General features: G+C 65.5%; 16 protein-coding genes. 3 read left to right on the forward strand and 13 right to left on the reverse strand.

Going from position 1 to position 11,622, the window contains the following annotated elements:
• Window positions 1-15: 15 nt before the first annotated feature.
• Complete coding sequence (gpmA, locus tag VGN62_RS18585) at window positions 16-702, reverse strand: 2,3-diphosphoglycerate-dependent phosphoglycerate mutase (RefSeq protein ID WP_327456652.1); 687 nt, start codon at window positions 700-702, stop codon at window positions 16-18.
• Window positions 703-892: 190 nt separating this feature from the next.
• Between gpmA and VGN62_RS18590 the strand changes: the two genes are divergently transcribed.
• Window positions 893-1,348: an Hsp20 family protein gene (locus VGN62_RS18590; protein WP_327456654.1), complete on the forward strand. Its 456-nt coding sequence runs from the start codon at window positions 893-895 to the stop codon at window positions 1,346-1,348.
• Window positions 1,349-1,412: 64 nt separating this feature from the next.
• On the opposite strand, the gene VGN62_RS18595 is transcribed toward VGN62_RS18590, so the two are convergent.
• The 12 genes from VGN62_RS18595 to VGN62_RS18650 all read right to left on the reverse strand — a co-directional run bounded on the left by VGN62_RS18595 (window position 1,413) and on the right by VGN62_RS18650 (window position 9,708).
• Window positions 1,413-1,886, reverse strand: a complete 474-nt coding sequence (locus tag VGN62_RS18595) for a GNAT family N-acetyltransferase (RefSeq protein WP_327456656.1) — start codon at window positions 1,884-1,886, stop codon at window positions 1,413-1,415.
• Window positions 1,886-2,995, reverse strand: coding sequence for a M14 family metallopeptidase (locus tag VGN62_RS18600; protein ID WP_327456658.1), 1,110 nt, complete (start codon window positions 2,993-2,995; stop codon window positions 1,886-1,888). Before VGN62_RS18600 ends, VGN62_RS18595 begins: the two co-directional genes overlap by 1 nt.
• Window positions 2,992-3,678, reverse strand: coding sequence for a DUF4136 domain-containing protein (locus tag VGN62_RS18605; RefSeq protein WP_327456660.1), 687 nt, complete (start codon window positions 3,676-3,678; stop codon window positions 2,992-2,994). The genes VGN62_RS18600 and VGN62_RS18605 overlap by 4 nt, the downstream gene beginning before the upstream one ends.
• A gap of 17 nt (window positions 3,679-3,695) precedes the next feature.
• A complete protein-coding gene (locus tag VGN62_RS18610) occupies window positions 3,696-4,361 on the reverse strand; it encodes a cell wall hydrolase (RefSeq protein ID WP_327456662.1) in 666 nt (221 codons plus the stop codon).
• 199 nt (window positions 4,362-4,560) lie between these two features.
• A complete protein-coding gene (locus tag VGN62_RS18615; protein WP_327456664.1) occupies window positions 4,561-4,899 on the reverse strand; it encodes a DUF1491 family protein in 339 nt (112 codons plus the stop codon).
• Window positions 4,900-4,920: 21 nt separating this feature from the next.
• Entirely contained in the window at window positions 4,921-5,385 is a 465-nt protein-coding gene (locus tag VGN62_RS18620; RefSeq protein ID WP_327456666.1) for a PTS sugar transporter subunit IIA, read from the reverse strand.
• A 149-nt stretch (window positions 5,386-5,534) separates the two neighbouring features.
• Window positions 5,535-6,107, reverse strand: a complete 573-nt coding sequence (hpf, locus tag VGN62_RS18625) for a ribosome hibernation-promoting factor, HPF/YfiA family (protein ID WP_327456668.1) — start codon at window positions 6,105-6,107, stop codon at window positions 5,535-5,537.
• 45 nt (window positions 6,108-6,152) lie between these two features.
• Window positions 6,153-6,854 (reverse strand): DNA polymerase III subunit epsilon, encoded by a 702-nt coding sequence (gene dnaQ, locus VGN62_RS18630; protein WP_327457029.1) that lies wholly within the window; start codon window positions 6,852-6,854, stop codon window positions 6,153-6,155.
• Between the two features lie 19 nt (window positions 6,855-6,873).
• On the reverse strand, window positions 6,874-7,497 hold the full coding sequence (coaE, locus tag VGN62_RS18635) for a dephospho-CoA kinase (RefSeq protein ID WP_327456671.1): 624 nt from the start codon (window positions 7,495-7,497) through the stop codon (window positions 6,874-6,876).
• On the reverse strand, window positions 7,494-8,306 hold the full coding sequence (gene aroE / locus VGN62_RS18640; RefSeq protein WP_327456672.1) for a shikimate dehydrogenase: 813 nt from the start codon (window positions 8,304-8,306) through the stop codon (window positions 7,494-7,496). The genes coaE and aroE overlap by 4 nt, the downstream gene beginning before the upstream one ends.
• Complete coding sequence (locus tag VGN62_RS18645) at window positions 8,303-8,899, reverse strand: Maf family protein (RefSeq protein WP_327456674.1); 597 nt, start codon at window positions 8,897-8,899, stop codon at window positions 8,303-8,305. Before VGN62_RS18645 ends, aroE begins: the two co-directional genes overlap by 4 nt.
• Complete coding sequence (locus tag VGN62_RS18650) at window positions 8,896-9,708, reverse strand: pyruvate, water dikinase regulatory protein (protein ID WP_327456676.1); 813 nt, start codon at window positions 9,706-9,708, stop codon at window positions 8,896-8,898. Before VGN62_RS18650 ends, VGN62_RS18645 begins: the two co-directional genes overlap by 4 nt.
• 350 nt (window positions 9,709-10,058) lie before the next feature.
• On the opposite strand from VGN62_RS18650, the gene hemE reads away from it, so the two are divergent.
• Together hemE and VGN62_RS18660 are read left to right on the forward strand one after the other, a co-directional pair.
• The gene (gene hemE, locus VGN62_RS18655) at window positions 10,059-11,087 is read left to right on the forward strand and encodes a uroporphyrinogen decarboxylase (protein WP_327456678.1); all 1,029 of its coding nucleotides are present in this window, start codon (window positions 10,059-10,061) and stop codon (window positions 11,085-11,087) included.
• Between the two features lie 33 nt (window positions 11,088-11,120).
• Window positions 11,121-11,537, forward strand: coding sequence for a CopD family protein (locus VGN62_RS18660; protein ID WP_327456680.1), 417 nt, complete (start codon window positions 11,121-11,123; stop codon window positions 11,535-11,537).
• Window positions 11,538-11,622 lie beyond the last annotated feature (85 nt).

Consider the following 11,622-nt stretch of genomic DNA (forward strand, 5'->3'; position numbering starts at 1 on the left):
GCCGCCGCGTGAACCTCAACGCTCGCTGAGATAATAGCGTTCGCGCGCGCTGAGATCGTCGTTCAGCTCGTAAACGATCGGCTGGCCCGTCGGGATTTCGAGCCCGGTGATGTCGGCGTCCGAGATGCCGGAGAGATGCTTGACGAGCGCGCGCAGGCTGTTGCCGTGCGCCGAGATCAGCACCGTCTTGCCCGCGGCGAGTTCGGGGACGATCGCGGCTTCATAATAGGGCAGCACGCGTTCGATCGTGTCCTTGAGGCTTTCGGCCGACGGGATCGCGATGCCCGCATAGCGCGGGTCGGTCGACAGGTCCCACGGCGAACCGGCTTCGAGCGGCGGCGGCGGGATGTCGAAGCTGCGGCGCCAGATCTTGACCTGTTCGTCGCCATGCTTCGCCGCGGTCTCGGCCTTGTCGAGCCCGGTGAGCCCGCCATAGTGACGCTCGTTGAGGCGCCAGTCCTTGGTGACGGGAAGCCAGAGGCGGCCCATCGCCTCGAGCGCGAGGTTCAATGTCTTGATTGCGCGCGACTGGACCGAGGTGAAGCAGGTGTCGGGGGCGATGCCCTTTGCCTTCATCAGCTCGCCCGCCGCGACCGCTTCGGCGACGCCCTTTTCGGTGACATCGACATCCCACCAGCCGGTGAAGCGGTTTTCGAGATTCCACTGCGACTGGCCGTGACGGATGAGGATGAGCTGGGGCATTTCGGATCCTTGCGCTGGAGGAGATGTGCCGCCCTTTAGCGCGGGTTTTCGGTAAAGGCCAACGCCCCTCTTGAAATGGTTTCGAGGGCTACCAGATTGACCCTGTCCGGCCGCCGACACGGGGCCGGGCGGCGATCGCGGTACGTCCCCCGCGGTCCCTTTGCTTCGCTTTTGAAAAGGAAGAAAGACCATGCGCAACAGCTTCGACTGGACCCCCTATCGCCGTTCGACCGTCGGGTTCGACCGGCTCTTCGATTTCCTCGAAACCGGCGGTTCGGGCGCCGAAAATTATCCGCCCTTCGACATCGAAAAACTCGCCGACGACCATTTCCGCATCACCGTTGCGGTCGCGGGCTTCAAGGCCGACGAGATCGACATCACCGCGCAGCAGAATATGCTGACGGTCAGCGGCCGCAAGGCACCGGTCGCCGAAGGCGAGGGGCGCCAGCTCCTGTATAGCGGTATCGCGACGCGCGCGTTCGAGCGCCGCTTCCAGCTCGCCGATTTCGTGCGGGTCGAGCAGGCCGACCTGTCCGACGGGCTGCTCGCCATCGACCTGGTGCGCGAAGTGCCCGAGGCGATGAAGCCGCACAAGATCGCGATCGGCGGCGCACAGCCGGTGATCGAGGACAAGAAGGCCGCGTAAGCGACGCCCGATTGACCGATTTGAACACGGGGTCCGGAGTCCCTTCCGGGCCCCGTTTTCGTACCTAAAGTACCCGCGTCATGAAACGGCTGAACGGGTCGGGCTGGTAATCGGCGAAGGGTTCGCACGCGGTGAAGCCATAACGCTGGTAAAGCGCGACCGCGGGTTCGAAAGCGCCGCTCGATCCGGTTTCGAGGCTGAGGCGTTCGAGCCCGCGGGTCCGCGCCTCATCGATGATATGATCGAGCATATGCGCGGCGACGCCCTGCCGCAGAAAGGCTTCGGCGGTGCGCATCGACTTGATCTCGCCATGTGCGCTGTCCAGCATCTTGAGCGCGCCGCAGCCCGCAAGCTCGTCGCCGCGGTGGATCGACCAGAAGGTCACACCGTCGGCGCGCAATCCTTCAAAATCGAGGAAATGACAGCTTTCGGCCGGCGAGTTTGCGAGCATGCCCGCGAAATGCACTTCGAGCAGCGCACGGATCGCGGCGCCCGACAGATCGTCCTCGACGATCCGCCAGGCGCCCGCGCCGGGCATCAGAGCAGCTGGTCCAGCGTCTGGAGACACGCGTGCGCAAGCAGCTTCGAGCGTTCGGGCGACCAGCCGGCGACGGGATCGGGCAGGTCGCGATTGTCCTTGAACGGCATTTCGAGCGTCATCGACACCGCGCCGAAGCGTTCGGCGAGCTGCGTTGTCGACATCGACAGATTTGCCTGCCCTGGCGCGGTCTGCTCATAACCGAGGTCGAGCTGGAAATCGGGAGTGTTCGCGGCGAGCGCCGCCTCGAATGCCTTATATTTTTCGGTCTGTTCGGCCTTGAGCGACGGGATGCCCTCGAATCCCGCGAGGAAGACCGCGGGGATCGCCTCGTCGCCATGGACGTCCATGGCCCAGTCGACGCCGGTCTCATCCATCGCGTTCCGCACGCACAGCACTTCGGGGCTGCGCTCGGCGGTCGGTTCGTGCCATTCGCGGTTGAGGTTCACCCCGGCAAAATTGGTGCGCAGGTGCCCGCGGCACGACCCGTCGGGATTCATGTTCGGCACGATGTGGAAGCGGCATTTGGCGCGCAGCGAGCGCGCGTGGGGGTCGGCGGGATCGACGAGCTTTTCGAGCGCGCCCTCCATCCACCATTCGGCCATGCTCTCACCCGGATGCTGGCGCGCATAGAGCCAGACCTGCGTCTCGCCGGTGCCGAGTTCGAGGCAATCGATCGGCTGGCCTTCGAGGCTGGTGCCGAGGCAGCGATAGGTCACGCCTTCGCATTCGGCGATCTGCGCGACGAGGTCGTGATGGCGCTCCATCGAATAGGGCGCGAAATAGGCGATATAGAGGATCGGGCTTTCGGCGGTATGCTGGATCGTCAGCGTGCCTGCATCATAGCTGGTGTCGAGGCGGAACCAGGTTTCGCGATCGGTGCTCGCACACGCGGCATAGCCCGGCCAGCCGTCGGGGTAGGCCGAATCGGCGAGTCCGGTGATCGCGAGGTCGAGCGCATCGCCCACCGCGCACGACACGCGGAAATGGAACCACTGGAAAAAGTCCGAGTCGCGATCCTTACGGATCGACAAGCGGGCGGAGGTGCCGTCGATGGCCTCCACGACGATATTGCCGCTGTCGAAAGCGGCGTTGATGGTGATGGTCATGGGACGCTGATAGTGCGTCCGGATTCGCCGGGGAAGTCCTTGAATAGCGCCTCGGCCAATTTCGCCGCGGCGAGGCTCGGCTGGTTGGCGGGCGCCTTCACCGGCACCGCGGTCAGCGCGCGGCCTTCCCAGAGCGCCTTGCCGCTCGCGGCATCGTCGATGCGCACCGAAAGCTGGAGATCGGCCATCCTTTTGGGACCCCCGCCGAGGTTGATCCCGATTCCGAGTCCGACCCCCGACCCATAGCTGCCGGTCGAGCCGCCGACCCCGACCGAGACGGGCGAGCGGCGGGCTTCGGCGAGCTGTTCGCTGCGGTCGAAGGAAATGCGGACGAGGAGCGGGGCGCGTTCATTACTGCCCGCCGCGACAAGACCCTGCCGCTGGAGCTGCTGGTCGACCGCGGTGCGATAGCTGTTCCATTCGAGCGACGGCATCGCCGCGCCCGGAACGCCTGCCCCCGGCGCATCGAGCGGCGCGGTGGCGATGGCGTAGCGCGTCCCCGGCGCCCAGCTCGGCGCCGCATTGGTGTGGAAGCGCGTGACTTCGACCGGGGGAACCGCGGTGGCACAGCCGCCGAGAGCGAGCGCCGCTGCCAAGGGCAGGGCGACGGAAAGATGACGCGTCATCCGCGCATCATGCGCCAGCAATTCTGGCTTGGCAATGAACGGGATGCGCGCGCGCATCCCGCCTCATCAGCCGATCAGCGATAGAAGATGTGGTTGTCGATCTGCGCGATACGCGTCTTGCGCCAGCCCGGCGAGACATAGCGCGCGTGGAAGAAAAGCGCGCCCGGGGCGTGATTCTTCCAGCTGCCGTCGCGCGCGATCTGCGCGATCGCGACGGCGTTGTTCCACTGTGCCCCATTGCGAATGGCAGGCATCCGGCCGCCGCGCACGAAGCTGAACTGGCTTTTCTGGTGGACGACGCCGCACAGGCTCTTGGGGAAACGGCCCGACTGGGCGCGATTGAGCACGACATGTGCGACCGCGAGCTGTCCGGGGAGTGATTCGCCGCGCGATTCGAAATAGACCGCACCGGCAAGGCAGCGCAGCTCGGCATCGAGCATCGCCGGCTGCGGCGTCGCGGCGACGAGTTCGGCGAGCGATTCCGCGGTCACCGGCGCGGGCTTCGGCGCGGGAGCGGTTTCGTTGGGGGTCTGGGTATCGGCTTCGACCGGCGCATCGGTCTCGGTCGGCAGCTCCGCTGTTTCACCCGTCACCGGCGCATCGGCGCCCGGCAGGATGATGGCGGGAAGATTGGCGTCGGCAGCAAGATCGCTTGCAAAGCCGGGTTCCGCCAAAAGCAGCATGGTGGCGGCAGTCATGCCGACGGCAGCCACGCTGGCTACATTCAAAATGCGACTCATATTGTCCGTCAAAAGTGCGGCCGATGAACCGAACCTCTCAAAACAGGCGGGGGACTATCATCCAGTATCGCCGCCTGCGGTCATCGTCCGACTGCGTGTCCAATCCGTTTGCCGGGTCCCTGCAAAAAAGAGGCAGGCAACCCGCGGAACGACCTACGCGTTATCGAATGGGCGCCACCTATGTTGCGCCGCAACAGAGTCAAGTTAACGCGCCCCACTCCGCGACGAGTCGTGGCGCATCTGCGATATCCAGTTCGATGAACCACAGATCGGGATCCGCCTTTCGCCGCCGATCCTGATAGTTTGCGCGCGATTCACTATCTTTTGCGTCGGTCGGGCCAACCGCCTCCCAAATATAGTGGCCGTCCGCCGAAAAGCGCCGTTCGAGCAGCGGTCCCGGCTCGCCGCGCTCGCAACACTGGACGAGGATGATTCCCGCGGTGTCGTCGCCTTTGGCAAGCACGGTCGCAAAACCGCCCGCCGCTTCGGTACGTCGAAGCAGCAGGTCGACGAGAAAACGGCTTTTCAGCCGTGTCACGGGAAGATTCGCGGCGTGGCGTTACGCCGCGTCACGCGTTTCGGTGTCGGCGAGCAGCGCATAGAGCGCCTCGTCACTCTTCGCCCCGCGCAGCCGTTCGGCGATCGCTTCGTTGCGGAGCATCCGCGACACGCCCGCGAGCGCCTTCAGGTGATCGGCGCCGGCGTCGAGCGGCGACAGCAGGACGAACAGGAGGTCGACGGGCAGACCGTCGACCGCGTTGAAATCGATCGGCTTGGCGAGTTGCAGGAACAGCCCGCGCACGCCGCCGAGGTCGGCCATCTTGGCGTGCGGCAGCGCGATCCCGCGGCCGAATCCGGTCGAGCCGAGACGTTCGCGTTCGAGCAGCGCTTCGCTGACTTCGCCCGCGTCGAGCCCGAGCGAGCGCGCCGCGAGATCGCCGACGAAGGGGAACAGCGCCTTTTTCGAATCGAGCTGAACATGCGCGCGCACGGTCGCCGGATAGAGAAGGGAAGAAAGATTCATTGCTCTGGTCAAATCTTGTTAAACGCCGGCCGCCGCCAGAAACCATGCTGGCAGACGATCGCGGATCTGTCGTGGCAGGCCCCCCGCCAACCCGGCTTCGGGCATCGTTGGGCGCGGCCCTTAAGCCGGATGGCGGAGAAAATCCAGTCCTATCGTGGTTCGACCCAGCCGATCGTCCCGTCGTCGCGGCGATAGACCATGTTATGTGCCCCGGTCTTGCTGTTGACGAACAGCAAGGCGTTGGTGTTGCGCAGGTCGAGCATCATCACCGCGTCGGACACGCTGCTGCTCGGGATATCGACGCGCGTTTCGGCGATGATTGCCGGCGCGTCGCCCGCATCCTCGTCGTCGCCACCGTCGAACACGGTGTAGCTGGCGTTGTCTTCGATCTCGTCGACCGTCGGCGACGGCTGCGCGACGCCGTTGTTATGATCCTTCAGCCGCCGCATGTAGCGCCTGAGCTGTTTTTCGATGCGCTCGGCGGCGCCTTCGAACGCGACATGCGCGTCCTGCGCCTGGCCATGCCCCTTCAGCACCAGCCCCTGCATCACATGCGCGACGATGTCGCACTGGAAACTGTCGTGCGGCCCCTTCCCGAAGGTCGCATGCGCCCCGATCGCGCGCGAGAAATATTTGTCGGCAATCGCGTTCATCCGGTCCGACACATGCGCCTGGAGCGCTTCGCCGGTTTCGATCTGGTGGCCAGAGACGCGGATTTCCATTTTTCTTCTCCTTCTTGGCCGGCGCGATGACTTAAGGGAGGGTCATCACACCGTATCGAGCCACAGCGGCTGGTTCAGCCCTGCGACAAATTCGGCGTGGCGCGCGCGTTCGGCGGCCGAGGCCATATGGGGACGGGGTTCGCGAAAGGGACGGTCGGAGCCGGCCGATGCGGCGGGTACCGGCGCGGTCGAAGCAGCGGCGCCCGCGGCCGTGGCGGCGAGTCCGAGGCCGATCTGCCGCCCGCCGGTCATTTCGATATAGAGATGCGCGAGCAGTTCGGCGTCGAGCAGCGCGCCATGCTTGACGCGGTGGCTGCGGTCGATGCCGTAGCGCGTGCAGAGCGCGTCGAGGCTGTGCTTCGCGCCGGGGTGGAGCTTGCGCGCCATCTGCACGGTGCAGCACATGCGCGCCATGTCGAGCGCCGGGCGCCCCGCGCGCGCGAGCTCCGCGTTGACGAAACCGAAGTCGAAGACGGCATTGTGCGCGACCAGCGGCGCATCGCCAAGGAATTCGATCAGCTCGTCGACGCGCGTCGCGAACAGCGGCTTGTCCGACAGGAACTGGATCGACAGCCCATGCACGGCTTCGGCCGCGGCGGGCATGTCGCGTTCGGGATTGAAATAGGCGTGGAAGGTGACCCCGGTCTCGCGGCGGTCGACCAGCTCGACACACCCGATTTCGACCAGCCTGTCCCCGGTCCTGGGATCGAAACCCGTGGTTTCGGTATCGAAGATAATCTCACGCATCGAAGCCATAATCTGGACCCTATCGGGCGCGGAAACAAGAGGCGATGAAGCGAATTTGCCGGTGCGTCTCGCTTTTGGGACGGCCCGTTTCGATGATGAAATCGGCGCGCGCGCGTTTGACGCGGTCGGGAACCTGCAGGCGGCGGATCGCCTTGAGCTTGGCCGCGGTCATCCCGGGACGACGCATCACGCGCTTTCGCTGCATCCACGCGGGCGCCGAAACGACGGCGATCGCACCCACGCGGCGCCAGCCGCCCTTTTCGAAGAGCAGGGGGATGTCGAGCACGACGACATCGCGCGCGCGATTCTCGGCAAGAAAGCGTTTCTGCGCCTTGCCGACCGCCGGGTGGACGATCGCTTCCAATGCGGCGAGTTCGTGGGTGTTGCCGAGCACGAGGCGCCCGAGTTTCTGCCGGTCGACGCCCTGCGGGCCGGTGGTGCCGGGAAACCGCGCCTCGATCGCGGCGACGAGCGCGCCGCCAGGGCCTTGCAGCCGGTGCACTTCGGCATCGGCGTCGAAGACGGGGACGCCCTCGCGCTCGAACATCGCCGCCGCGGTCGATTTTCCCATGCCGATCGATCCGGTGAGTCCGATGACGAAGGGACGGCGAAGCCGCGAGCCGGGGCGCGGGCGGTGCGTCATGCCATCAAAAGCGCGCGGAGCTCTTCATCGCGGCCTTCGGGCGGAGCCGCGCCGAAGAAGAGTTCGAAGGCGAGCGCGGCCTGACCGATCAGCATGTCGAGCCCGTCGACCGTGTCGAGCCCGCGCGCTTCGGCGGCCTTGAGCAGCCCGGTCTGGAGCGGCGAATAGACGAGGTCGTAAACGATCGCGCCTTCGGGAAGCGGCGACAGGTCGAGCTCGAGCGGCGGCTGGCCCTTCATGCCGAGGCTGCTCGAGTTGACGAGCAGCGATACCGGCGGAAGCTGGGCATCGAGCGCGACGACGTCGCCCTTGAGCCCGAAGGTCGCGAGCAGGCCCATGGCTTTCAGGGGTGAGCGATTGAGGATGGTGACCGGACCGACGTTCGCGCGGGCGAGGGCGAAGAGCACCGCGCGCGCGGCGCCGCCCGCGCCGACCACCGCGACCGGCGCGCCTTCGAGATCGAGCTCGGCGAGCGGGGCATAGAAGCCCGCCGCGTCGGTGTTCGTACCGATCAACGCGCCGTCAGGCTGGCGAACAACGGTGTTCATCGCGCCGATCGTGCCGCGGATATTGCCGGGATCGTCGACGAGATCCATCACCGCCGCCTTGTGCGGCATCGTGACGTTACAGCCGCGCCAGCGGGGATCGCCCCGGCGTTCCTCGATATAAGCGGCGAGGCCTTCGGGTTTTACATGCGCGCGGGCGTAGTCGCCTTCGAGCCCGAGCGCGTCGAGCCAGAAACCGTGGATGAGCGGCGATTTCGACTGGGCAATCGGGTCGCCGATCACTTCGGCATAAGGCGCGCTCATTGCGGAGCCAGCCCGGTCGCGCGCAGCCACGCCAGCAAGGGAAGCATCGGCATGCCGATGATGGTCCAGGGATCGCCTTCGACCCGTTCGAACAATTGCACGCCCGCTCCTTCGATTTCGTAACAGCCGACGGTCCAGCGGATGCTGTCCCAATTTTGCGCGACATAGTCGGCGATGAACGCATCCGACAAGGGGCGCATCCACAGCTTCGCCTCGCCGATCGCGCGCCACACCGGGGCGCCGTCGCGCGCCGCGACCGCAGCGCTGAACAACCGGTGGCGAGTTCCCGCCATGCGGCGGAGGTGATCGGCGGCCTCTTCGGGGCTTTCAGGTTTCGACAGCATCGCGCCGTCGTCGAGTGCGAGCGTCGAATCGGCGCCGAGCACGGTGACGCCCGGCAGCCGCGACGAGATTTTGACGGCCTTGGCCTCGGCGAGCGCATCGGCGATATTGCGCGGGGTCTGCCCGGCGGCAAGCAGCGAGGCGGTCAGCGCTTCCTCGTCTACATGCGCCGCGCTCGTTTCAAAGGTCAGTCCGGCGGCGCGGAGCATCGCGGCGCGGCCGCTGCTTTGCGAGGCAAGGAGGAGGGTCATGCGGTGCCGCGGTCTTCGACGAGCTTGATCACCGCTGCGGCGGTTTCCTCGATCGAACGGCGCGTCACGTCGATCACCGGCCAGCCATTGTCGGCGAACATCCGTCGCGCATAGGCGAGCTCGGCCTTCACACGCTCGTCGTCGACATAGGCGGTTTCGGGCGCCTGATTAAGCGAGAGCAGCCGGTTGCGGCGCACCTGCACCAGCCGGTCGAGCCCGGTCGTAAGCCCGACGACCATCGGGCGCTTGAGGTTGTAGAGCGCGTCGGGCGGCGGCGATTCGGGGACGATCGGGATATTCGCAGTCTTGAAGCCGCGATTGGCAAGATAGATGCTCGTCGGGGTCTTCGACGTGCGCGACACGCCCGCGAGCACGATGTCGGCCTGTTCCCAATTTTCCCAGCCGATGCCGTCGTCGTGGGCGACGGTGAACTGGATCGCCTCGACGCGCGCGAAATAGGCGGCGTCGAGCGCGTGCTGGCGGCCGGGGCGCGCCTTTGCTTCCTGCCCGAGCATTCGCGACAATGCGTCGGTGACCGCGTCGAGCGCGGCGACGGTCGGGAGGTTGAGCGCCCCCGCGCGGCGCTCGAGGCTGACGCGCAGCTCGCCGTTGACGAGGGTGAAGAGGATCATGCCGGGGCTTGCCTGTACCTCGGCCATGATGCGGTCGAGATGCGATTCCGAGCGCACCATCGGCCAGAAATGGCGCACCACCTCGACATCGTCGAACTGCGCGATCGCCGCCTTGGCGATATTTTCGAGTGTCTCGCCCGTGGAGTCGGATATGAGATGAAGGTGGAGCCGGCCCATCGCGCCACCATGGCGGGAAAGTGCCGAAAAAGGCAATCCCGGATCAAGGCTGGAACGACGAACAAGGCCCTGTGGATAAGTTTTGGCATAAGCGCAGGGATGATTTCGGCAGGCAGGATTCATCCCCGCGCGTGCCGATTCCGCTCCACCGCTTATCCACAAGGGATGAATCTTATCCACAGGCTGTGAATTAGGGGGAAAGCGCCGAACGACTCTGCGGACGGCGGCGCGGCACGGAGAGTCAAGCTGTTGGCAAAAGGGACGCCTCGGCCTAAAGCCGCGCTTGTCCGCCGACCAACAAACCACCACAATTCTATTTAAATATTTATGAAGAGAGAAAGAGGGGCCGCGTGAAGGCGTCATCGAAGAGTCTGCTCGCAACGCTGCGCGGGGTGCGGCAGGAGCGCCCGTCGCTCTGGCTGATGCGCCAGGCCGGACGCTATCTGCCCGAATATCGCGCCCTTCGCGAAACCAAGGGCGGGTTCCTCGAGCTTTGCTACGATCCCGAGGCCGCCGCCGAGGTGACATTGCAGCCGATCCGCCGCTTCGGTTTCGACGGCTCGATCCTCTTCTCCGATATCCTCGTCATTCCGCATGCGCTCGGCCAGCATCTGTGGTTCGAGGCGGGCGAGGGGCCGCGGCTCGCCCCGCCGCTGGTCGACAGCGCGCTGGCGTCGCTCGAAGCGGCGCCGCAGCGGCTCGACCCCGTTTACGCAACTGTCGCGCGCGTGGCGGCCGCGCTGCCGCCTGAGACGACCTTCCTCGGCTTTGCGGGAAGCCCGTGGACGGTTGCGACCTATATGGTGGCAGGGCAGGGGTCGAAGGACCAGGCCGCCGCACGGCGCCTCGCGTTCGGCGATCCGGCAGCGTTTCAGGCGATCATCGATGCGATCGTCGAGCTTTCGGTCACCTATCTGTCGGGGCAGATCGAGAATGGCGTCGACGCCGTGCAATTGTTCGACAGCTGGGCAGGGAGCCTGAGCCCGGCGCAATATGAGCAATGGGTGATCGCGCCCAATGCCGAAATCGTCCGCCGCCTGAAGGCGCTGCATCCCGATACGCCGGTCATCGGCTTTCCAAAGGGTGCGGGCGGCAAGCTTCGCGCCTATGCCGACGAGACCGGGGTCGATGCGATCGGGCTCGACGAGACGGTCGATCCGGTGTGGGCCGACAAGGCGCTGCCGCCGCATCTGCCGGTGCAGGGCAATCTCGACCCGCTCGCGCTCGTCGCCGGCGGCGCTGCGCTCGATACGGCGATCGACCGCATCCTTGCAGCTTTCCCGTCGCGCCCCCATATCTTCAATCTCGGCCATGGCATCGTGCCCGACACGCCGATTGCGCATGTCGAGCATCTGATCAGGCGCGTTCGCGGCGGATAATCTATGGAACTGGCGGGATTCTTGGGGGCGACGATGCTTTGGATCAAAGCCGCGCATATCATTTTCGTGATTTTCCTGATGGCCGGCCTGTTCATGATGCCGCGCTTCTTCGTCTATCACCATCAGGTGCCCGTCGGGTCCGACGAGGATAAGAAGTGGATCGAACGCGAGGACCGGTTGCGGCGGATCATCCTGGGTCCGTCGATCATCATCGTCTGGATCTTTGGCCTGATGCTCGCTTTCAACGGCGACTATTGGCGCGAGGGCTGGTTTATTGCCAAGCTTGTCCTCGTGCTCGCACTGTCGGGCTATCACGGCTGGATGATCGGCTATTTCAAGAAGCTCAAAAAGGGCGAACGCCCGCTGACCGAAAAGCAGCTCCGCCTGCTCAACGAGGTCCCCGGGATCGCCGCGGCGATTATCGTCATCCTTGTCGTCGTCCGGCCCTGAATCGCGGTCTTCGGACGCAGGTCGATTGACTTGAACCCGGCCCGGTTATAGGGGCCGGTCAACCCCGCTTTGCGCGGGCGGCGCG

The sequence above is a fragment of the Sphingopyxis sp. genome, from assembly GCF_035998905.1.
Taxonomy (GTDB): Bacteria; Pseudomonadota; Alphaproteobacteria; order Sphingomonadales; family Sphingomonadaceae; genus Sphingopyxis.